We start from the raw sequence: 21,002 nt of genomic DNA, 5'->3' as shown, positions 1-21,002 counted from the left end.
GAGCACATGACAACGGTGTTCAGTGCCGCGTTGCCCCATACCCCCCACCCGTAGTTCACTGTGGTCCCAGGAGACGGTCACGGAAGGGCGGCGGCACCCATGGGGGCTGGGCACGATCACGGGCACGCGCACGGTGCGCCTGCCGGCGGTACGGCGAGTGCGGCGTACCGCGGCAGGCTGCGGATCGCGCTGGCGATCACGCTCGGTGTCATGGTGGTCCAGATCGTCGGCGGTGTGCTGGCCGACTCACTCGCCCTGGTCGCGGACGCCGCCCACATGGCGACGGACGCCCTGGGCCTGGGCATGGCGCTGCTCGCGATCCACTTCGCGAGCCGCCCGCCGAGCGAGCACCGCACCTTCGGGCTCGCCCGCGCGGAGATCCTCGCCGCCCTGGCCAACTGCCTGCTGCTGCTCGGCGTCGGCGGCTACGTGCTGTACGAGGCGGTCGAACGGTTCGTCACCCCGGCCGGCACCAAGGGCGGCCTGGCGCTGGTGTTCGGCGCGATCGGCCTGCTCGCCAACCTGGTGTCGCTCACCCTGCTGATGCGCGGCCGGAAGGAGAGCCTGAACGTGCGCGGCGCCTTCCTGGAGGTGGCGGCGGACGCGCTCGGCTCGGTCGCGGTGATGCTGTCCGCGCTGGTGATCCTGACCACCGGCTGGACGGCCGCCGACCCGATCGCCTCCCTGGTGATCGCGCTGATGATCGTGCCCCGCACGGTCAGACTGCTGCGCGAGACACTGGACGTCCTGCTGGAGGCGGCGCCCAAGGGCGTGGACATGGCGCAGGTGCGGGAGCACATCCTCGGCACGGACGGCGTGGAGGACGTTCACGATCTGCACGCCTGGACGATCACCTCCGGGATGCCGGTGCTCTCCGCTCACGTGGTCGTCAGCTCCGAGGTGCTGAACGCCATCGGGCACGAGAAGATGCTCCACGAGCTGCAGGGCTGTCTGGGCGATCACTTCGACGTGGAGCACTGCACCTTCCAGCTGGAGCCCCGCGGCCACGCCGAGCACGAGGCGCGTCTCTGCCACTGAGCCGGCCCGGACGCGCCCCGGTGCGCCGATGCGCCGATGCGCCGATGCGCCGGGGAACGCTGCCCTCCGCCCCCGTACCGGCGTCCTTCCGGGCACGGGCCCCGCGGCGGCCGCATGTCCGCCGGGCGCCCCGGGCACGATCAGCTCCGGACCGGTTTCCGTCGTCCGGCCGGTACGACCGCCTCCCCCGCCGCCGTGGGACATGCGGGCGGAGACCGGAGTGCCGGGAGTGCCGGATTCGTGCGGCAGACTGGGGCGCGAAGACCGAGTGAAGGATGGGTATGCCGATCACACCTGCCACCGCGACGAACAGCCCGTCGAGCGGCACCGCCGAGCCGATTTTGCTGGAACTGGTCGACGAGGACGGCGTGACGATCGGCACCGCGGAGAAGCTCGCCGCACATCAGCCGCCGGGGCGGCTGCACCGGGCGTTCTCGGTGTTCCTGTTCGACGAGCGCGGGCGGCTGCTGCTCCAGCAGCGGGCGCTGGGCAAGTACCACTCCCCCGGTGTGTGGTCCAACACCTGCTGCGGCCACCCCTATCCCGGTGAGGCGCCGTTCGCCGCGGCGGCCCGGCGGACCTTCGAGGAGCTGGGGGTGTCGCCTTCACTGCTCGCCGAGGCCGGCACGGTCCGCTACAACCACCCCGACCCGGAATCGGGCCTGGTGGAGCAGGAGTACAACCACCTCTTCGTCGGCATGGTGCAGTCGCCGCCGCGGCCGGACCCGGACGAGGTGGCGTCCACGGCGTTCGTGACCCCGGCCGAGCTGGCGGAGCGGCACGCGAAGGACACCTTCTCGGCCTGGTTCATGACCGTCCTGGACGCGGCCCGCCCGGCGGTCCGGGAGCTGACGGGGCCTTCGGCGGACTGGTGACCGGGGGCAGCCCCGCGGGCTTGAGCGGCAGGGCGGCCCAGATCACCTTGCCGCCGGTCGCGGTGTGCTCGACCTCGCACGCCCCGCCGGCCTCCCGGGTGATCTCACGCACCAGGAGCAGTCCCCGGCCACCGGTGCGCGCGTGGTCGGTCTCCAGTGCGGTGGGACGGTAGGGGTGGTTGTCCTCCACGGACACCCGGACCCACTCGGCGCCCACGGCGACCTCGACGGCGAGCGTCGGGGACAGCAGCGCCGCGTGCCGTACGGCGTTGGTGACCAGCTCCGAGACGATCAGCAGCAACCCCTGCACCACGTCGTCCGCGACGGGCACGCCCTGCCGCACGAGCAGGTCCCGCACGGCGTGGCGGGCCTGCGGGACCGAGGCGTCCACGGCCGGGGCGGTGAACCGCCAGACACCTTCGTACGGCAGTGGATCGCCACTCTCACGCTCGATTGTCGCCACGCGTCGAGTGTTGGTACCGAGAGGCTCCGCGCTTCGACGCTGAACAGAAGTCGGCGCATATCGAGCGTTCGCGACCGCCTGCGTATGACACCGTCGATTGCGGGACCGTTCTCGTACGGCCTTGTGCCGTGTCGGCGAACTATTCGGGTTGTACGGGTTTGACGGCCGGCCGCTCCCCTGTCCGTTCCGCCTCCTCGGTGGCCAGCCGGTCGGAGACCATGCCGACGATCCTGCGTCCCCCGTACCCGGTGGCGATCAGGCCGAGCCCGTCGAAGAGCAGGGAGAGGGAGAAGAACGTTCCGATGACGTACTGGCTGCTGCTCGGCCAGGTGGCCAGCACGAGGACGCCGAGCAGCAGGCCGAAGGCGCCCTGGACCAGGGTCCAGCCGAACTGCGGCCCGCGCACCACGAGGCTGCCGACCAGACGGAACAGCCCGCCGGTGAGGAAGAGCAGGGCGGCGAACATGGTCAGCGCCTCGGCCGCCGCCTCCGGTGTCCTCAGCACCACCACACCGGCCGCGATGTTCAGCGCCGCGACGACCACGCCGAGCCAGAAGAAGTTGGTGTGCCGCGCCTGGACGGCGTGCAGCAGCCCGACCACGCCGCCGATCAGCAGCAGCCAGCCGAACAGCACCATCGACGTCAGGGTGGCGACGCCCGTGTACACCAGGCCGACCAGCCCGGCGGCGACCAGGATCACTCCGAGTACGGCGAGCCAGCCGAAGCCGCGGCTCAGTTCGGCCGCCCCGCCCTGCGGCTTGGCGGTCCCGGCGGACTTGACCATGCGTGCCTCCCGGGTTTCGTCCCCCTCTCCAGTCCCCCGCCCCCGCCGGTCGTAACGCCCCGCGTACTCCTGCCGCTCGGCGCGACGGCCCGGACGGATAGCATCCGGCCCATGGAGCCGCAGCTGCTGCACAGCGTCACCGACTCGGTCGCGACGGTCGTCATCCGCCATCCGGCGAAGCGCAATGCCATGACGGCCGCGATGTGGGCTTCCCTGCCGCCCCTGCTGGACGCTCTGGCGGCCGACCCGGACGTACGGATGCTGGTGCTCACCGGTGACGGCGGCACGTTCTGCGCCGGGGCGGACATCTCCACGCTGCGGGGGTCGCCGCTGGAGGCACAGCGGCTGGCCGTCGCGGCGGAGGAGTCACTCGCCGCCTTCCCCAAGCCGACGCTGGCCGCGGTCCGCGGGCACTGCGTGGGCGGCGGGGCGCAGCTGGCGGCGGCCTGCGATCTGCGGTTCGCCGAGGAGGGGGCGCGGTTCGGGGTGACACCGGCGAAGCTCGGCATCGTCTACCCGGCCTCCGCCACCCGGCGGCTGGTGTCGCTGGTGGGTCCGGCGACCGCCAAGTACCTGCTGTTCTCGGGCGAGTTGATCGACACCGGACGGGCCCTGCGCACGGGTCTGGTGGACGAGGTGCTCCCCGAGGGCGAACTGGACGCGCGCATCGCGGAGTTCACCCGCATTCTGGCGTCCCGCTCGCAGCTCACGCAGGCCGCGGCGAAGGAGTTCGCCGACGGCCGCGCCGACCGGGACGCCCACTGGAGCGAACGGGCACGGGAGAGCGGCGACACCGCGGAGGGGGTCGCCGCGTTCCTGGAGCGCCGGCCGCCCCGCTTCACCTGGAGCGTGTCTACGTCAGGACGAAGCGGCTCCGCGACCTGAACTCCTCGACGAGGTGCGCGGGCGCCTTCTGCGGGGAGCCCGCGTCGTAGGGCGGCTGCGGGTCGTACTCGGTGAGCAGCTGGACGGCCTGGGCGTGTTCGTCGCCGGCGATCCGGCCGAGCAGGGTGAGTCCCATGTCGATGCCCGAGGAGACGCCGGCCGCGGTGACGTACTTGCCGTCGGTCACGACACGCTCCCCGGTCGGCTCGGCGCCGAACCGCTTCAGGTGGTCGAGTGCCAGCCAGTGCGACGTGGCCCGGCGGCCCCGGAGCAGTCCCGCCGCGGCCAGCAGCAGGGAACCCGTGCACACGGACGTCGTCCAGGTGCTGGACGCGTCGGCCGTGCGGAGCCAGTCCAGCAGGGTCCCGTTCTCCATCTGGGGCGTCTGTCCGGGGCCGCCGGGGACGACGACGACGTCCGGGCGCGCTACGTCGGCCAGGGTCCGGTCGGCGGTGAGCGCGAGGGTGCCCGACTCGTTGCGCACGGGCCCGGTCCGCTCGGCGACGAAGACGGTCTCCGCGTCGGGGAGACGGCAGAGGGTCTCGTAGGGGCCCACCGCGTCCAGGGCGGTGAAGCGGTCGAAGAGGACGATGGCGATCTGCATCGGCGGCCTTTCAGGTGCGGGCGGGTGAGGGAGCGGGGCGGAAGCGGCGGCGGTACTCCGCCGGTGACGACCCGAGGGTCCGGACGAACGCGCGCCGCATCGCCTCGGGGGTGCCGTAGCCGCTGGCGCGGGAGATCTCCTCGACGCCGTCGCCGGTGTCCTCCAGCAGGCGCCGGGCGTGCTCAAGGCGCACCCGGTCGACGTAGCGGCCCGGAGTCGTGCCGGTCTCGGCGTGGAAGGCGCGGGCGAAGTGGCGCGGCGAGAGGGCGGCGCGGGCGGCGAGCGCCTCGACGGTCAGATCGGCGCCGGGGTGCTCGGTGATCCACTGCTGGACCTCGCGCAGCGGCTCGCGCCGTGCGGTCTGGGCGGCGAGCTGGGCGCTGAACTGGGCCTGGTTCCCGGGCCGGCGCAGGAACACCACGAGGTGCCGGGCGACGGTGAGGGCGGCGTCGCGGCCGAGGTCCTCCTCCACCAGGGCGAGTGCGAGGTCGATGCCCGAGGTGACGCCGGCGGAGGTGGAGACGCGGCCGTCACGGACGTAGATGGGGTCCGGGTCGACCTCGACGGCCGGGTGGTCCCGGGCGAGGCGGTCGCTGTAGGCCCAGTGGGTGGTGGCGCGGCGGCCGTCCAGCAGTCCGGCTCCGGCGAGCAGTGCGGCCCCCGTGCAGACGGAGACCAGCCGCTCGGCCCGCGGTCCGTGCCGGCGCAGCCAGTCGGTCAGCCGCGGGTCGGGCCGGCGGCTGCCCCGCCCGCCGGGCACCAGCAGGGTGTGCGGCTCGGGCGCCCCGGCGAGCGCCCCGTCCGGCACGACGGTCAGGCCGCTGGTGGTCCGTACGGGAGCCCCGTCGAGGGAGGCGGTGCACAGCCGGTACGTCCCCGGGGTGTGCTGCTCGGCGCCCGCGAAGACCTCCACGGGACCGGTGACGTCGAGGCTCTGCACCCCGTCGAAGAGGACGACAAGAACGGTTCGCTGCGCCATGCGGTCGATTCTTGGCGATGCCCGGGGTGGCCGCAACGACGGGTTTCCCACCTTTTCTGCCACGCGTACGCATGCCGAGGCGCCGGCGAGGTACCCGCAGTACTTCCGGCCGGACAGGCCGGGAGACGAAAGGGGAGACACGTGTTCCGTGCCATCGCAGACGTCCTGCGCCAGATCGGCGGCGCGATCGCCACCGTCGTGACACTGCCGTTCCGGGCACTCGCCCGGCTGTTCGGCGGGGCCTCGTCCAGCACCCGTGGCCGTCGCGCCTGACGCCGCCCGTGCGGTCTGCGGGCGAGTCGGCGCCCTGATCCCCGATTGTCGGCGTCACCTGCCACAATTGCCGCGCAACCTCAGTGGAGAAGGCGGTACGGGAACGTGACGACACCCCTCGCAGGGTCCATCGAAGGCAGGATCGCCGAAGAGCTCGGCGTACGGGAGCGGCAGGTCAGGGCTGCCGTCGAACTGCTGGACGGCGGTTCGACGGTGCCCTTCATCGCCCGCTACCGCAAGGAAGCGACCGAGATGCTCGACGACGCGCAGCTGCGCACGCTCGAGGAGCGGCTGCGCTATCTGCGGGAGCTGGAGGAGCGTCGTACGGCGATCCTGGAGTCGGTGCGCGAGCAGGGCAAGCTGACCGAGGAGCTGGAGGCCCGGATCCGGGGCGCGGAGACCAAGGCGCGCCTGGAGGACGTCTATCTGCCGTACAAGCCCAAACGGCGCACCAAGGCGCAGGTCGCGCGCGAGGCGGGTCTCGAACCGCTGGCGGAGGGGCTGCTCGCCGATCCGGGTGTGGAGCCCCTCGCCGCGGCCGCCGCGTTCGTGGACGCCGGCAAGGGTGTCGCCGATCCGCAGGCCGCGCTGGACGGCGCGCGGGCGATCCTCACCGAGCGCTTCTCGGAGGACGCCGACCTGATCGGTGAGCTGCGCGAGCGGATGTGGGTGCGCGGGCGGCTGGCCGCGAAGGTACGCGAGGGCAAGGAGGAGGCGGGCGCGAAGTTCGCCGACTACTTCGACTTCGCCCAGCCGTTCACCGAGCTGCCCTCGCACCGGATCCTGGCGATGCTGCGCGGCGAGAAGGAGGAGGTCCTCGACCTCGTCCTGGAACCCGAGGAGCCGGTGGACGGGCCGTCGTCGTACGAGGGGATCGTCGCGCACCGCTTCGGGATCGCCGCCCGGGGGCGTCCGGCGGACAAGTGGCTGGGCGACACGGTCCGCTGGGCCTGGCGCACCCGCATCCTGGTGCACCTCGGCATCGACCTCAGGCTCCGGCTGCGCACCGCCGCCGAGGACGAGGCGGTGCGGGTGTTCGCGGCGAACCTGCGCGACCTGCTGCTCGCCGCCCCGGCCGGTACGCGCGCGACGCTCGGTCTCGACCCCGGTTTCCGTACGGGCGTCAAGGTCGCCGTGGTGGACGCGACCGGCAAGGTCGTCGCCACGGACGTGATCCATCCGCATGTCCCGGCCAACCGGTGGGACGAGGCGATCGCGAAGCTGGCGCGGCTGGCGAAGGAGCACGCGGTCGAGCTGATCGCGATCGGCAACGGCACGGCGTCCCGCGAGACCGACAAGCTCGCCGGTGAGCTCATCGCCAAGCACCCCGAGCTGAACCTGACGAAGGTGATGGTGTCCGAGGCGGGCGCCTCCGTGTACTCGGCCTCCGCCTTCGCGTCCCAGGAGCTTCCGGACATGGACGTGTCACTGCGGGGCGCGGTGTCGATCGCGCGCCGGCTCCAGGACCCGCTGGCCGAGCTGGTGAAGATCGACCCGAAGTCGATCGGTGTCGGCCAGTACCAGCACGACCTGTCCGAGGTGAAGCTGTCGCGTTCGCTGGACGCGGTCGTGGAGGACTGTGTGAACGGCGTGGGCGTGGACGTCAACACCGCGTCGGCGCCGCTGCTCGCCCGGGTCTCCGGCATCACCTCCGGGCTCGCCGAGAACATCGTGGCGCACCGGGACTCCAACGGGCCGTTCCGGTCACGCGCCGCACTGAAGAAGGTCGCGCGGCTCGGCCCGAAGGCGTACGAGCAGTGCGCGGGCTTCCTGCGGATCCGCGGCGGCGACGACCCGCTGGACGCGTCCAGTGTCCACCCGGAGGCCTATCCGGTCGTGCGGCGCATGGTGAAGACGTCCGGTGAGGAGGTCGCCTCGCTGATCGGCAACACGGCGGTGCTGCGGTCGCTGCGGCCGCAGGAGTTCGTGGACGACAGCTTCGGTCTGCCGACGGTCACCGACATCCTCAAGGAGCTGGAGAAGCCGGGGCGCGACCCCCGGCCTGCGTTCAGGACGGCCGTCTTCAAGGAGGGCGTGGAGAAGATCTCCGACCTGTCCTCCGGGATGGTGCTGGAGGGCGTCGTCACGAACGTCGCGGCGTTCGGGGCGTTCGTGGACGTCGGTGTCCACCAGGACGGCCTGGTGCACGTGTCCGCGATGTCGAAGACGTTCGTCAAGGACCCGCGGGACGTGGTGAAGCCGGGTGACATCGTCAAGGTGAAGGTCCTGGACGTGGACATCCCGCGCAAGCGGATCGCGCTGACGCTGCGGCTGGACGACGAGGCCTCACCGCAGGGTCAGGCGTCCGGCGGTGAGCGCCGGCAGCGTGGCGGGCGCCCGCCGCAGCAGCGCCAGGGCCGCGGTGGCGGTGGGGGCGGCGGCTCGCGCCAGGCGCCCGCGCCGGCGAACGGCGCGATGGCCGACGCCCTGCGGCGGGCCGGTCTGGTCGATCCGAAGAGCGGCAGGCGCTGAACACGTCCCGGGCCCGTCTCCCCCGCCGTGGCGGCGGGTGACGGGCCCGGCCCGGAGTGCCGGCACGGCGGGCGGCCGCCCCGGTGGCCGGCCGCCGGTCAGCGCTCGGTCACCTTGCCGTCGGCGACGTCCAGGCGGCGGGTCACGCGGACCGCGTCGAGCATGCGGCGGTCGTGGGTGACCAGCAGCAGGGTGCCCTCGTAGGCGTCCAGGGCCGACTCCAGCTGTTCGATGGCGGGCAGGTCGAGGTGGTTGGTCGGCTCGTCCAGGACCAGGAGGTTGACGCCCCGGCCCTGGAGGAGGGCGAGGGCGGCGCGGGTGCGTTCGCCGGGGGACAGCGTGGCGGCGGGACGCACGACGTGGTCCGCCTTGAGACCGAACTTGGCCAGCAGGGTGCGGATGTCGGCCGGTTCCAGGCCGGGGACCGCCGGGCGGAACGCGTCGAGCAGGGGCTCCGGACCGTGGAACAGCGCGCGGGCCTGGTCGACCTCTCCGAGCAGGACGCCCGAGCCCAGCGCCGCGTGGCCCGCGTCGAGCGGGACGCGGCCCAGCAGGGCGCCCAGCAGGGTGGACTTGCCCGCTCCGTTGGCGCCGGTGACGGCGACCCGGTCCGCCCAGTCGATCTGCAGGGACACCGGGCCGAGGGTGAAGCCGCCGCGGCGCACCTCGGCGTCCCGCAGGGTGGCCACCACGGCGCCGGAGCGCGGGGCGGACGCGATCTCCATGCGCAGGTCCCACTCCTTGCGCGGCTCCTCGACGACCTCGAGGCGTTCGATCATGCGCTGTGTCTGGCGTGCCTTGGCTGCCTGCTTCTCGCTCGCCTCGCTGCGGAACTTGCGGCCGATCTTGTCGTTGTCGTTGCCCGCCTTGCGGCGGGCGTTCTTCACGCCCTTGTCCATCCAGGTCCGCTGCATCTGCGCCCGGTCCCGCAGCGCGGCCCGCTTGTCGGCGTACTCCTCGTACTCGTCCCTGGCGTGCCTGCGGGCCACGTCCCGCTCCTCCAGGTAGGCCTCGTAACCACCGCCGTAGAGGCTGATCCGGCGCTGGGCCAGGTCGAGTTCGAGGACCTTGGTGACGGTGCGGGTGAGGAACTCGCGGTCGTGGCTGACGACGACCGTGCCGGCCCGCAGTCCGCTGACGAAGCGTTCGAGGCGCTCCAGGCCGTCCAGGTCGAGGTCGTTGGTCGGCTCGTCGAGGAGGAAGACGTCGTAGCGGGACAGGAGGAGGGAGGCGAGCCCGGCACGGGCCGCCTGGCCGCCGGAGAGCGAGGTCATCGGCTGGTCCAGGCCGACGGCCGGACCCAGGGAGCCCGCGACCTCCTCGGCACGCTCGTCGAGGTCGGCGCCGCCCAGGGAGAGCCAGCGCTCCAGGCTGGTGGCGTAGGCGTCGTCCGCGCCCGGGGCGCCGTCGACCAGGGACCCGGTCGCCTCGTCCATGGCGCTCTGGGCCTCGGCGACCCCGGTGCGGCGGGCCAGGAAGTCCCGCACCGTCTCGCCGGGCCTGCGCTCCGGCTCCTGCGGCAGGTGCCCGACGGTCGCGGTGGGCGGGGAGAGGCGCAGCTCGCCCTGCTCCGGGGCGGTGAGCCCGGCGAGCAGGCGCAGCAGCGTGGACTTGCCCGCGCCGTTGGCACCGACCAGACCGATCACGTCGCCGGGGGCGACGACGAGGTCGAGACCGGCGAACAGGGAGCGGTCGCCGTGCCCGGCGGCGAGGTTCTTGGCGACGAGGGTGGCAGTCATCAGACCGCCGATCCTAGTCGTCGCGCGCGGCCGGCCGCGCGCCGGTTCTCACCGTTCCACGGCCGTCACCAGCACCGTCCCGCCGGTGCGCGCCACGACGTACGCCTCGCCCCTCACCGCCCTGGCGTCCAGGGGGACGCGGTGGCGGCCGGGTTCCAGGACGCCGTCGAAGACGTCCCGGGTGTGGGTGCGGGAGAGGCGGTCGACCCGGTACGCGGTGAGCCGCACCCGGCAGGACGAGGTGACCCGGAGCTCCGCACCGCCGTCGACGGCGGTGAGGTCCATCAGGCGCCGCTGCCCCGGCGGGCTGCCGTCCAGGGCCTGTTCGGTCTGGGCCACGAGCAGCGGGACGACCGGGGCGAGGCCGTCGACGCGGGGCACGTCGACGCCGGCGGCCGTGAAGGCGCGACGGACGGCGTCGCGGTCCCCGGCGCCGGCCGACGGGCCGAGGACGACGGCGCCGTAGGCCCGCAGTTCCTCGGCGGGGACGCCGTCGGCGTTCCCGGCGATGTCGGCGCCGATCCCGATGGTGCGCAGGGCGGCGGCGAGCCTGGCGAGCAGGGCGACCCGGGCGCCGATCAGCAGGACACGGCGGCGGGCGCCCGGGACGCCGCCGTTCAGCAGGGCGGCGAGCGCGGTGCGGTACTCGGTGCCGCGGAAGCGGAACGGCCCTATGCCGTGGTAGCCGTTGAGCTCCAGATCGGCGTACGGATCGGTCTGCCAGGCGAAGTCCCGCCAGATGACGTCCTCGCCGTCGCGTTCGATGACCGCGGTGACCGCGCCGCAGGCCAGGTCCTCGCACTCGGGGCAGCCGTAGACGACGTACCGGCCGTCGGGCAGGGGTGCCCCGGTCTCCAGCAGCAGACTGCGGACCTGGGCGGTGAAGAGGGAGGGCGGGACGTCGGAGGCGAGCGGGGAGACAGCGTCCAGGTCGGAGAGGCGGAACAGCAGCGGGCATCCGTCGACGACGAAGTCGACGAAGTCGCGGTGGACTTGGTAGTCACCGCCTGCGAGGAGTCCACCGGCTCTCGTCGCCGGTGCCAGGCCGAAGGTCGCGTACTCGGCGGACATGCCGTGAGTATTCCCACCGCGGGACGGACCTGAGCACGGCATGACACATTCCGCTAGCGTCCGCCCGATGGAGAGCGAACTTCCCTGCGATGTACTGGTGATCGGCGGCGGTGTCGTCGGGCTGACCACGGCCGTGGTCCTGGCCGAGCGCGGCGTACGGGTGCGGCTGTGGGCGCGGGACCCGGTGGAGCGGACCACCTCGGCGGTCGCGGGCGGGCTGTGGTGGCCGTACCGCGTCGAGCCGGTGGCGTCGGCGCGTACGTGGGCGCTGCGGTCGCTGGACGTGTACGAGGCCATGGCGGCGCGGCCGGAGACCACAGGCGTGCGGATGGCGGAAGGAGTACTGGGCGACACCGTCCTGGACGACGTCGGCTCCTGGGCCGCCGCGCGGCTGCCGGGGCTGCGCCGGGCGACGGCCGGGGAGTATCCCGCCGGTCCGGGCGTGTGGGCCCGGCTGCCGCTCATCGACATGTCGGCTCATCTGCCGTGGCTGCGGGAGCGGTTCCTGGCGGCAGGGGGTGCGGTCGAGGCGCGTACGGTGGCGGACCTGGCGGAGACCGGCGCGCCGGTCGTCGTCAACTGCACGGGGCTGGGGGCGCGGGAGCTGGTGCCGGATCCGGCGGTGCGGCCGGTGCGGGGGCAGCTGGTGGTCGTGGAGAACCCGGGGATCCGTACGTGGATGGTCTCCACCGGGGCCGACGGCGCGTTGGCGTACTTCCTTCCGCAGCCGGGGCGGCTGGTGCTGGGCGGTACGGCGGAGGAGGACGCCTGGTCCACGGAGCCGGACCCGGCGGTGGCCGAGGCGATCGTGCGGCGGTGCGCGGCCCTGCGCCCGGAGATCGCAGGCGCCCGGGTCCTGGAGCACCGCGTGGGACTGCGGCCCGCCCGCGGCGCGGTCCGCCTGGAACGTACCGCGCTCCCCGACGGCCGCGTCCTGATCCACAACTACGGCCACGGCGGCGGGGGCGTCACCGTGGCCTGGGGCTGCGCGCAGGAGGCGGCGGCACTGGCCACCCGGTGAACGCGGACGACCGGCCCGGGCCGCGCGGCGGCGGTGGAGTGAGCGCCGCCGGTGCGCCGGTCCGGGGGGCGGGTCGGCGCACCGGCGGTCCGGCGGGCGGGTCAGTGTTTGCCGATGGGGTCGCCCTCCACGTCCGTGCCCCGGCCCGGGCCGACGCGGAGTTCGAATTCGCCGTCGTACCTCTTGTGGCCCTCGATGACCGCCATCTCCACCGCCTCGGAGCCCATCTCGCCGCGCACGATGAGCGGGTCGCGGCGCAGATCACGCATGAGCGCCACGCACATGAAGAGCATCACGAGGACGAACGGTGCCGCCGCGAGGATGGTGAGGTTCTGCAGGCCCGTCAGCGCGTCGCCCTGGCCGCTGCCGACCAGCAGCATGATCGCCGCCACGCCGCCGGTGACCACACCCCAGAACACCACCGCCCAGCGGCTGGGTTCGAGCGCGCCCTTCTGCGAGAGGGTGCCCATCACCACGGAGGCCGCGTCGGCGCCCGAGACGAAGAAGATGCCGACGAGGGCCATCACCAGCAGGCTGGTGACGGTGGCGGCGGGGTACTCCTGCAGCACGGCGAAGAGCCGGCCCTCGGGGGTCGTCTCGTCGCCGAGCCGGTTCTGCTCCTGGAGCCGCATCGCCGAGCCGCCGAAGATCGCGAACCAGACCAGGCTGACCGTGCTGGGGACGAGGATGACCCCGCCGATGAACTGGCGGATGGTGCGGCCCCGGCTGATGCGGGCGATGAACATGCCGACGAAGGGCGTCCAGGAGATCCACCACGCCCAGTAGAAGACCGTCCAGCTGCCCAGCCAGTCGGCGACGCCCTCGCCTCCGCTGATCTCGGTGCGGCCGGCCAGCTCGGGGAGGTCGCCGAGGTAGGCGAAGACCGAGGTCGGCAGCAGGTCGAGGATGAGGATGGTCGGGCCCGCGACGAACACGAACACGGCGAGGATCAGGGCCAGCACCATGTTGGTGTTGGACAGCCACTGGATGCCCTTCTCGACACCGGAGACCGCGGAGGCCACGAACGCCACGGTCAGCACCGCGATGATGCCGACCAGCAGCCCGGTGCTGACCTTGTCCATCCAGTCGAGCTTCTCCACGCCGGACCCGATCTGCAGCGCGCCGAGGCCCAGTGAGGCCGCGGAGCCGAAGACCGTCGCGATGATGGCGAGGATGTCGATGACCCGGCCGCCGACGCCGTGTGCGTTCTTCTCACCGATGAGCGGGGTGAATACGGCGCTGATGGTCTGCCGGCGGCGCCGGCGGAAGGTGCTGTAGGCGATGGCGAGGCCGACCACCGCGTAGATCGCCCACGGGTGGAGCGTCCAGTGGAAGAGGGTGGTGGCCATGGCCGTCTCGATGCGGTCCCCGGAGTCGGCCGGACTGGTGCCCGGCGGGGGCGTCGTGTAGTGGGCGAGCGGTTCGCTCACGCCCCAGAACATCAGGCCGATGCCCATGCCCGCGCTGAACATCATGGCGATCCAGGACACCGTGCGGAACTCCGGCTCCTCGCCCTCGGCACCGAGGTGGATCCGGCCGTAGCGGCTGGCCGCGAGCCAGAGGGCGAAGACCACGAAGCCCGAGGCGGCCAGCATGAATCCCCAGCCGCCGTTGTGCATCAGCCCGCCGAGCATGCTGGTGGAGACGTCCTCGAGCGAGTCCGTCCAGATGGCGCCCCAGAGCACGAACGCGAGGGTGAGCACGGCGGTGACGCCGAACACCACCCGGTCGGTCCGCGGGCGCTCCCGGCCGGACAGGCCCGCTTCCGAGCCGGGCAGCGGGCCTGCCGTGGGGTCGTGGTCTCTGTGCTGGTCCTGCGTCACAGGCGGCACCTTTCCTCAGAGCCGTGGGGCGGAGAGCGCTCCTCCCGTTACGCCCCTACCACCTTTGGCGCAAAACTCACCTCATCGGCAGAACGTGTCTGCCTCCGCTTCCACCAGGTGGTACGCGGCCCGCCGGTCGAGGAGCAGCGGCACGAGCGCCCGCTGGGACTGCCGCAGCGGTACGAGGGCGCCGTCGCCGTCCCGCCGGACCCGCACGCCGTGCAGGTCCAGCTCGTCCCCGACCTCCGCGTACTGCGCGGCGGTGAGGCGGTATCCGCACGGCGGGTCGGCGATCACCTCGGACGGTTCGGGCGGATCGTTGTCGGCGCCGCCGAGGTGGACGGGGCCGCTGTCGGCGTACCCGGCGGTGCGGGCCCGGGACGTCACCGCCTCGATCTCGCCACGGCGTTCCCCGGCGAACCGGAACAGGCCCTCCAGCGCGGTGAGCTGTGAGTGCACCCTGCGCCGGTTGTTGAGCGCCTCGTCGGCCCGTTCGGCGTCGGTGAGCGGGTCGACGCGGCTCTCGACGAGCAGGCCGACGCCGTGTTTGATCCCGGACGTGTTGCGCAGGATGCGCTCCTGTCCGTCCCCGGCCGTCTGGCGGATCGGTTCACCGGTGTCCGGGTCGGTCCAGATGCCGTAGGTGCCGGTCGAGTACCCGGCGGCCTCGGCGGCGGGGCGCACGTGGTCGTGGGACAGGGTCCGCGCGGCGTCGCGGACGGCGGGATGGGTGTTGAGGTTGCGCGGCCACAGGTCGAACAGGTCCTCGTCGTAGTACGGGGGTGTGGCGCCGTACTCGTGCAGGTCGTAGATCACGTCGGGGCGCCGGTCGCGGATGACGGCGGCCAGGGCGCGGCCCTCCGCGGTCCTCAGGGCGAGGTGGTCGCGGTTGATGTCGACACCCTCACTGTTGCCCCGGGTGCCGGCGGCCCGGCCGTCGGGGTTGGCGGTGGGGACGACGAGCACCGTGGTGCGTTCCAGGAAGCGGCGGGTCCGGCGGTCCTCGGCGTACGCCAGGTCGCGGACCGTGCTCAGACAGGCCTCGCGGCCGGAGGGTTCGTCGCCGTGCTGGCTGCACACGAGCAGCGTCGTGTGCGGGGTGGAGCCGGTGCCGATGCGGACGAGCCGGATCGGACGGTCCTGTTCCGTGGTGCCGACGCGGCTGACGGAGACGCGGCTGCTCGCCCGGTCGACGGCCGCGAGGAACCGCTGTTCCTCGGGCTGGGTGGTCCAGCGGGCGCCGTCGCTCTGCTCGAAGCCGGTGCGCGGCGGGGAGTCGTCGGCCCGGGCGGCCGGGGCGGTGACGAGGGAGGCCGTGAGAGCGGCCGCGGCGAGGACCAGGACGCGCCTCATCGTGCCACCCCGGGGACGCGGTGGGCGGTGACGCCTGGTCGGCTCACGCCGTCCAGGACGGCGTCCGGGGCCGTGGCCGTGGCGTGCGCGCCGGCGGTGGCACGGGCGAAGGCGGCGGTGCCGCCGACGAACGGGACCCGGGCGGAGGTTCGGGCCAGGTCGAGGGTGAGGGTGGGGGTGTCGGCGGGTGGGTCGATCAGGCCGCGGTCGGTCCCGGCGACGATCAGCGCCAGGCGGTGGCCCTCGGGGACCACGTGGTCGGTGGCGGCCAGCTCGAGGGTGATCGTGTACCGCTTGCCGGGGACCAGGGGTTCGCCCTTGCCGTCGCCGGCGTGGTTGCCGAGGTCGGCCCAGCCTCGGCTGACGACGGTGTGCTCGACGTCGGTGGTGGTCGCGCGGGTCTCCTTGAAGCAGGAGCTGTCGCCCTCGGTGCTCGCACCCCAGCAGGTGCGCTCGGGGAGGGTGCCGATGCCCTCGCCGTCGTCGGCGTAGTCGCGGATGGTGTCGGGGCCGAGGTCCACCAGGACGGCGGAGAGATGGGCCGTCGGGGTGCTGGGTGTGGCGGTGACGGTGACCTCGGAGGCGCCGGACAGGCGCAGGCCGCGGGTGAGCGGGCCGGTGACGAAGCCCGCCTTGCCGGGGGTCCGGGTGTCGACCCGCGCGGCCCAGTCGGTCTCGCTCAGCCGCGGGTCGTCGGTGAAGGACTCGATGCCCTTGCCCCGGCGCAGGCCCAGGGTGCCGACGCCGGCCTCGTCGCCGAGGTGGGGGCGCAGGGTCGCGGTGTGCGTGCCGCGCGGCGGCCAGGTCGCCGAGGTGACCCACTGGTCGGGCCGGCGTTCGATGTCGGCCACGGGTTCGCGGTCGATGCCGTTGTCGTAGCCGAGGAGTTCGTGGTCGAACCAGCGGTGCAGGGTGTCGACCCACTCGGCGCGGCGGAAGTCGAAGGGGTCGACGTGGCCCGTCTGGGAGAGCCATATCTTGCGCTTCACGCCGTGTGCCGCGAGGGCGTCCCACCACGGGCCGACGTGCTGCATGCGCACGTTGAGGTCCTGCATGCCGTGCACCAGGAAGACGCTCGCCCTCACCTTCTCCGCCGCGCGCACGTAGTCGCGTGCGGTCCACAGCGGGGTGCGGTCGCCGGTGCGCGGGGCACCGGCGACGAGTTCGCGCTGGACCGCGCCGCACCGGGCGCGGGCCTCGGGGCTCTCGACGTACTGGGACAGCCAGTCGGGGCCGGAGTCGTACAGCGGGGCGCCCTGGGAGAAGTAGTAGTCGTACCAGGAGGAGATGGCGGCGATCGGGACGATGGTCTCCAGGCCCTCCACGCCGGTGGCGGCGACGCCGTTGGCGATGGTGCCGTCCCAGCTCTTGCCGATCATGCCGGTGCGGCCGTTGGTCCAGTCGGCCCGGGCCCGCTCGGTGCCGGTGCGGCTGGTGTACGCCGTGCCGCGGCCGTTGAGCCAGTCGACGACGGCCTTCGCGGACCGGATGTCGGAACGGCCCCCCACGTCCACGCAGCCGTCGGAGCGGCTGGTGCCGGCCAGGTCCACGCCGACGACGGCGTAGCCGCGGGGCACGAAGTAGTTGTCGTAGAACAGCGGCATCCGCACGACGTCGCCGTTCGCGTCGTACGTCTTCCGCTGGCTCTCGTTGCCCCGCCCGCAGCAGGAGTAGTACGGGCTGGCGTCCATGATGACGGGTACCTTCCGGCCCCGTTGTGCGGGTTCGCGCGGCCTGACGATGTCGACGGCGACCCGGTCGGTCCCGCCGTTCTCGTCCTCGTCGAGGCCGGTGTCCACCCAGACGGCCTCGCGGATGGCGTTGTCGTAGGAGTGGACGGGCCGGCTCTCGCGCGGCGCGGCGTCTGCCGCGACGGGGGTGAGCAGCGTGGCCGTCAGGGCGGCGGTGGCCGCCGCCGCGAGCGTTCTCCAGGTCGTGGGGCGCGTGCGTTTCGGCATGCGGCGGACGGTACATCGGTGAACTCCCGTGCAGAAGAGCGCATCTGACGGGTCGTGGGACGCGAGGTGGCCGGAACCGGCGTGGTACGGCGTCTCCCGCTACGGCCTGCCGCTGAGGTACCGGCCGGCCACCGACGGGCTGGAGGGCACCGCCACCCTGCCGGCGCGCGCACCACTCGGCGGACCGCCCCGCCGTTCAGTCCCCGTGGTCGTACACCGTCACGGATATGCCCCGCCCGACCAGCCGCCGGTCGATCAGCGGTCCGACACGCGACCACGTGCCACCGGCGAGGCCGCAGCCTGTGCGGGGCATGTGAACGGAGGCGTCGAGGGCGCGCGCGTGTCCGGCCAGGCGGGCGAGGGCCGTGTCGATCGCCTCGTAGCGGACGGGGACGCTCTTGCTGCCGGTGCGTGTGCCGCGTTGGCCGATCATGTTGGCCACCAGGACGTACCGCTCCACCCGGACGACCTGCACCGCGCCCAGCGCGAAGTCGTTGGAGGCGCGGTCGCGGTGCCAGGCGCGGTACGCGGCCTCCGGCTCGGGCCGGCGGCGCGACACGGCCAGGACGAAGCCCTTGCCCCAGCCCCCGATGTCGTTGCAGACATGGGCGATGATCTTGACGCCCTTCACCGACGGAGCGGTGGCGTCACCCCGGACATATGTGATCCCCGACATGACGTCACCGTAGACGCCGGCACCGACAAGCGGCCGGGAGCCCGAGGTGTCGCAGTGCCGGTGGTACAGCAATACTGGCGGGCATGACGACCGAGACCGAGGCCCTGACGATCGACGAACTGGCGGCCCGGGCCGGGGTCACCGTGCGCACCATCCGTTTCTACGGCACCAAGGGGCTGCTGCCGCCTCCGGTGATCGGTCCCAGGCGGGTCGGTCACTACGGGCGGGAGCACCTGGCCCGGCTGGAGCTCGTCGAGGAGCTGCAGCACCGGGGCATGACGCTGGCGGCGATCGAGCGGTACCTGGGGCAGTTGCCGCCGGACCTGAGCGTGCGGGACCTGGCGATCCAGCGGGCGGTGGTGGCCTCCTGGGCGCCGAGTGCGACGGAGACGGTGCCGCGCGGCGAGCTGGAGCGCCGCGCGGGGCGTGAGCTGGACGAGGAGGACCTGAAGCGGCTGGCGGCGATGGACGTCGTCGAGCCCGTCGGCGGGGCGCCGGACGGCGAGGCCTTCCGGGTCGACGCCGGGCTGCTGCGGCTCGGCGTCGAGCTCCTGGACGTACCGCTGTCGCACGAGACGATCCTCGCCGCCCGCACCACGCTGATCGAGCACTCCCGCGCGGCCGCGCACGAGCTGTCGCGGCAGCTGCGCGACGCGGTCGCGGACAAGGACGCGCGGGACGTGCGGTCCCTGTCCGCGCGGATGCATCCGCTCGTGGTGCAGGCGCTGCTCACCACCTTCCAGCGGTCGCTGAGGGAGGAGCTGCGGGAGTGGCTCGACGAGGAGGGGTGAGACCCCGGTGAACGGCGTCAGCGCGCGTCCCTGAACACCTCTCCCTTCTCCGCCTTCTCCACCAGCAGGGCCGGCGGGGTGAAGCGCTCGCCGTAACGCTCGGCGAGTTCGCGCGCGCGTGCCACGAAGCCGGGCAGGCCGCCCTCGTAGCCGTTGATGTACTGCAGGACGCCGCCGGTCCAGCCGGGGAAGCCGATGCCGAGGATCGAGCCGATGTTGGCGTCGGCGACGGACGTCAGCACGCCCTCCTCCAGCAGCCGGACGGTGTCCAGTGCCTCGGAGAAGAGCATGCGTTCCTGCATGTCGCGGAACGGGATCTCGTGACCGGGCTTCGAGAAGTGCTCGCGCAGCCCCGGCCACAGGGCGCCCCGCTTGCCGTCCTCGCCGTACTCGTAGAAGCCGGCCCCGCCGCTGCGGCCCGTGCGGCCGAACTCGTCGACCATGCGGTCGACGACCGCCTCGGCCGGGTGCGCGGTCCAGGTGCCGCCGGCCTCCTCGACCGCCCGCTTCGACTCGCTGCGGATCTTGCGCGGCAGGGTGAGGGTCAGCTCGTCCATGAGGGAGAGCACCTTGGCCGGGTAGCCCGCCTGGGCGGCGGCCTGTTCGACCGACGCGGGCTCGATTCCCTCGCCCACCATGGCGACGCCCTCGTTGATGAAGTGCCCGATGACGCGGGAGGTGAAGAAGCCGCGCGAGTCGTTGACGACGATCGGGGTCTTGTTGATCTGCCGGACCAGGTCGAAGGCGCGGGCCAGCGCCTCCTGCCCCGTGCGCTCGCCCTTGATGATCTCGACCAGCGGCATCTTGTCGACGGGCGAGAAGAAGTGCAGCCCGATGAAGTCGTCCTGGCGCTCGACGCCTTCCGCGAGGGCGGTGATGGGCAGGGTGGAGGTGTTGGAGCACAGCAGCGCGTCGGGGGCGACGACGTCCTGGATCTCCTGGAACACCTTGTGCTTGAGGGCGGTGTCCTCGAAGACGGCCTCGATGACCGCGTCGCAGCCGGCGAGGTCGGCGGCCTCGGCGGTGGGCGTGATCCGCGCGAGCAGCGCGTCGGCCTTCTCCCGGCTGGTGCGGCCCTTGGCGACGGCCTTGGCGCACAGCTTCTCGGAGTAGCCCTTGCCCTTGACGGCGGCTTCCAGGGAGACGTCCTTGAGGACGACGTCGATGCCCGCGCGGGCGCACGAGTAGGCGATGCCCGCGCCCATCATCCCGGCGCCGAGGACGGCGACCCTGGTGACCTTGCGCTGCTCGACGCTTTTCGGGCGGTTGGCGCCGGAGTTGACGGCCTGGAGGTCGAAGAAGAACGCCTGGATCATGTTCTTCGACGTCTGTCCGGCGGCCAGCTCGACGAAGTAGCGCGCCTCGATGACCTGGGCGGTCTCGAAGTCGACCTGGGCGCCCTCGACGGCCGCGGCCATGATGTTGCGGGGCGCGGGGTAGGGGGCGCCGCCCGTCTGCTTGCGCAGGTTGGCCGGGAAGGCCGGCAGGTTGGCGGCGAACTTCGGGTGGGCGGGGGTGCCGCCGGGGATGCGGTAGCCGGGCCTGTCCCAGGGCTGGGCGGACTCGGGGTGGGCGTCGATGAAGGCGCGGGCCTTGGCGAGCATGTCCTCGCGCGTGTCGGCGATCTCGTCGACCAGGCCGTTCTCCAGGGCGCGGCGCGGGTTGTACTGGGTGCCCTGGAGGAGCACCTTCAGCAGCGCGTCGGTGATGCCGAGCATGCGGACGGCGCGGACGACGCCGCCCCCTCCGGGAAGCAGGCCGAGGGTGACCTCGGGACAGCCGATCTTGGAGCCGGGGGCGTCGAGGGCGATCCGGTGGTGGCAGGCCAGGGCGAGTTCGTAGCCGCCGCCGAGCGCGGCGCCGTTGATCGCGGCGACGACCGGCTTGCCGAGGGTCTCGATGCGGCGCATCTGGCGCTTGAGCGCCATGCCGCCGTCGAACAGCTGCTGGGCCGTGTCCGGGGTGACCCGGATCAGGTCCCGCAGGTCGCCGCCGGCGAAGAAGGTCTTCTTGGCGGAGGTGAGGATGACGCCGCGGACGGAGTCCTTCTCCGCCTCCAGGCGGTCGGTGATCACGGCGAGGGAGTCGCGGAACGCCTTGTTCATGGTGTTCGCGGACTGGTCGGGGTCGTCGAGGACGAGGGTGACGACGCCGGTGTCGTCCTGTTCCCAGCGGATCGTGGTGCTCTCGGTCATGA

At 72.9% G+C, this 21,002-nt stretch carries 18 protein-coding genes; 7 read left to right on the top strand and 11 right to left on the bottom strand.

What is annotated here, in order from left to right; genetic code table 11:
* The first annotated feature begins 99 nt into the window (after positions 1–99).
* Together F1615_RS28670 and idi are read left to right on the top strand one after the other, a co-directional pair.
* On the top strand, positions 100–1,038 hold the full coding sequence (locus tag F1615_RS28670; protein WP_149551950.1) for a cation diffusion facilitator family transporter: 939 nt from the start codon (positions 100–102) through the stop codon (positions 1,036–1,038).
* 281 nt (positions 1,039–1,319) lie between these two features.
* Positions 1,320–1,913 carry an isopentenyl-diphosphate Delta-isomerase gene (gene idi, locus F1615_RS28665; RefSeq protein WP_149551949.1) on the top strand — a complete coding sequence of 198 codons (594 nt, stop codon included), beginning with the start codon at positions 1,320–1,322 and terminating at the stop codon, positions 1,911–1,913.
* Here the strand turns inward: idi and F1615_RS28660 are convergent.
* Together F1615_RS28660 and F1615_RS28655 are read right to left on the bottom strand one after the other, a co-directional pair.
* A complete protein-coding gene (locus F1615_RS28660) occupies positions 1,846–2,376 on the bottom strand; it encodes an ATP-binding protein (RefSeq protein ID WP_167533884.1) in 531 nt (176 codons plus the stop codon). The two genes, idi and F1615_RS28660, sit on opposite strands and share 68 nt — an antisense overlap.
* A 139-nt stretch (positions 2,377–2,515) precedes the next feature.
* On the bottom strand, positions 2,516–3,160 hold the full coding sequence (locus F1615_RS28655) for an HdeD family acid-resistance protein (protein ID WP_149551948.1): 645 nt from the start codon (positions 3,158–3,160) through the stop codon (positions 2,516–2,518).
* A gap of 111 nt (positions 3,161–3,271) precedes the next feature.
* Between F1615_RS28655 and F1615_RS28650 the strand changes: the two genes are divergently transcribed.
* A complete protein-coding gene (locus F1615_RS28650) occupies positions 3,272–4,045 on the top strand; it encodes an enoyl-CoA hydratase/isomerase family protein (protein ID WP_149551947.1) in 774 nt (257 codons plus the stop codon).
* Here F1615_RS28650 and F1615_RS28645 read toward each other — a convergent pair.
* Both F1615_RS28645 and F1615_RS28640 read right to left on the bottom strand, forming a co-directional pair.
* Positions 4,014–4,649 carry a DJ-1/PfpI family protein gene (locus tag F1615_RS28645; RefSeq protein ID WP_149551946.1) on the bottom strand — a complete coding sequence of 212 codons (636 nt, stop codon included), beginning with the start codon at positions 4,647–4,649 and terminating at the stop codon, positions 4,014–4,016. The two genes, F1615_RS28650 and F1615_RS28645, sit on opposite strands and share 32 nt — an antisense overlap.
* A gap of 10 nt (positions 4,650–4,659) precedes the next feature.
* A complete protein-coding gene (locus F1615_RS28640) occupies positions 4,660–5,628 on the bottom strand; it encodes a GlxA family transcriptional regulator (RefSeq protein WP_149551945.1) in 969 nt (322 codons plus the stop codon).
* Positions 5,629–5,769: 141 nt separating this feature from the next.
* Here F1615_RS28640 and F1615_RS36900 point away from each other — a divergent pair, with 141 nt between their 5' ends.
* Positions 5,770–5,901: an LPFR motif small protein gene (locus tag F1615_RS36900; protein ID WP_257027966.1), complete on the top strand. Its 132-nt coding sequence runs from the start codon at positions 5,770–5,772 to the stop codon at positions 5,899–5,901.
* Positions 5,902–6,006: 105 nt separating this feature from the next.
* Positions 6,007–8,373, top strand: a complete 2,367-nt coding sequence (locus F1615_RS28635; RefSeq protein ID WP_149551944.1) for a Tex family protein — start codon at positions 6,007–6,009, stop codon at positions 8,371–8,373.
* 98 nt (positions 8,374–8,471) lie between these two features.
* Here the strand turns inward: F1615_RS28635 and F1615_RS28630 are convergent, their stop codons facing one another.
* The gene (locus F1615_RS28630) at positions 8,472–10,112 is read right to left on the bottom strand and encodes an ABC-F family ATP-binding cassette domain-containing protein (protein ID WP_149551943.1); all 1,641 of its coding nucleotides are present in this window, start codon (positions 10,110–10,112) and stop codon (positions 8,472–8,474) included.
* A 48-nt stretch (positions 10,113–10,160) separates the two neighbouring features.
* A complete protein-coding gene (locus F1615_RS28625) occupies positions 10,161–11,183 on the bottom strand; it encodes an oxidoreductase (RefSeq protein WP_149551942.1) in 1,023 nt (340 codons plus the stop codon).
* Positions 11,184–11,250: 67 nt separating this feature from the next.
* On the opposite strand from F1615_RS28625, the gene F1615_RS28620 reads away from it, so the two are divergent.
* Positions 11,251–12,204 (top strand): NAD(P)/FAD-dependent oxidoreductase, encoded by a 954-nt coding sequence (locus tag F1615_RS28620; protein ID WP_149551941.1) that lies wholly within the window; start codon positions 11,251–11,253, stop codon positions 12,202–12,204.
* A gap of 101 nt (positions 12,205–12,305) precedes the next feature.
* On the opposite strand, the gene F1615_RS28615 is transcribed toward F1615_RS28620, so the two are convergent.
* The 4 genes from F1615_RS28615 to F1615_RS28600 form a co-directional block, all read right to left on the bottom strand.
* A complete protein-coding gene (locus F1615_RS28615) occupies positions 12,306–14,027 on the bottom strand; it encodes a BCCT family transporter (protein ID WP_149551940.1) in 1,722 nt (573 codons plus the stop codon).
* An 81-nt stretch (positions 14,028–14,108) separates the two neighbouring features.
* Positions 14,109–15,380 (bottom strand): M14 family metallopeptidase, encoded by a 1,272-nt coding sequence (locus tag F1615_RS28610; RefSeq protein ID WP_149551939.1) that lies wholly within the window; start codon positions 15,378–15,380, stop codon positions 14,109–14,111.
* Positions 15,377–17,338: a Xaa-Pro dipeptidyl-peptidase gene (locus F1615_RS28605; RefSeq protein ID WP_149551938.1), complete on the bottom strand. Its 1,962-nt coding sequence runs from the start codon at positions 17,336–17,338 to the stop codon at positions 15,377–15,379. The genes F1615_RS28610 and F1615_RS28605 overlap by 4 nt, the downstream gene beginning before the upstream one ends.
* A 196-nt stretch (positions 17,339–17,534) precedes the next feature.
* Positions 17,535–18,014 carry a macro domain-containing protein gene (locus F1615_RS28600; protein ID WP_149551937.1) on the bottom strand — a complete coding sequence of 160 codons (480 nt, stop codon included), beginning with the start codon at positions 18,012–18,014 and terminating at the stop codon, positions 17,535–17,537.
* 83 nt (positions 18,015–18,097) lie between these two features.
* On the opposite strand from F1615_RS28600, the gene F1615_RS28595 reads away from it, so the two are divergent.
* Positions 18,098–18,805, top strand: a complete 708-nt coding sequence (locus F1615_RS28595; RefSeq protein ID WP_149551936.1) for a MerR family transcriptional regulator — start codon at positions 18,098–18,100, stop codon at positions 18,803–18,805.
* Positions 18,806–18,822: 17 nt separating this feature from the next.
* Here the strand turns inward: F1615_RS28595 and F1615_RS28590 are convergent, their stop codons facing one another.
* Entirely contained in the window at positions 18,823–21,000 is a 2,178-nt protein-coding gene (locus F1615_RS28590; RefSeq protein WP_149551935.1) for a 3-hydroxyacyl-CoA dehydrogenase NAD-binding domain-containing protein, read from the bottom strand.
* Positions 21,001–21,002: the final 2 nt, after the last annotated feature.

The organism is Streptomyces marokkonensis (assembly GCF_008312835.1).
Classification (GTDB): Bacteria; Actinomycetota; Actinomycetes; order Streptomycetales; family Streptomycetaceae; genus Streptomyces; species Streptomyces marokkonensis_A.
The sequence above is the reverse complement of the archived record's forward strand: the minus strand, read 5'-3'. Positions and strand labels throughout refer to the sequence as shown.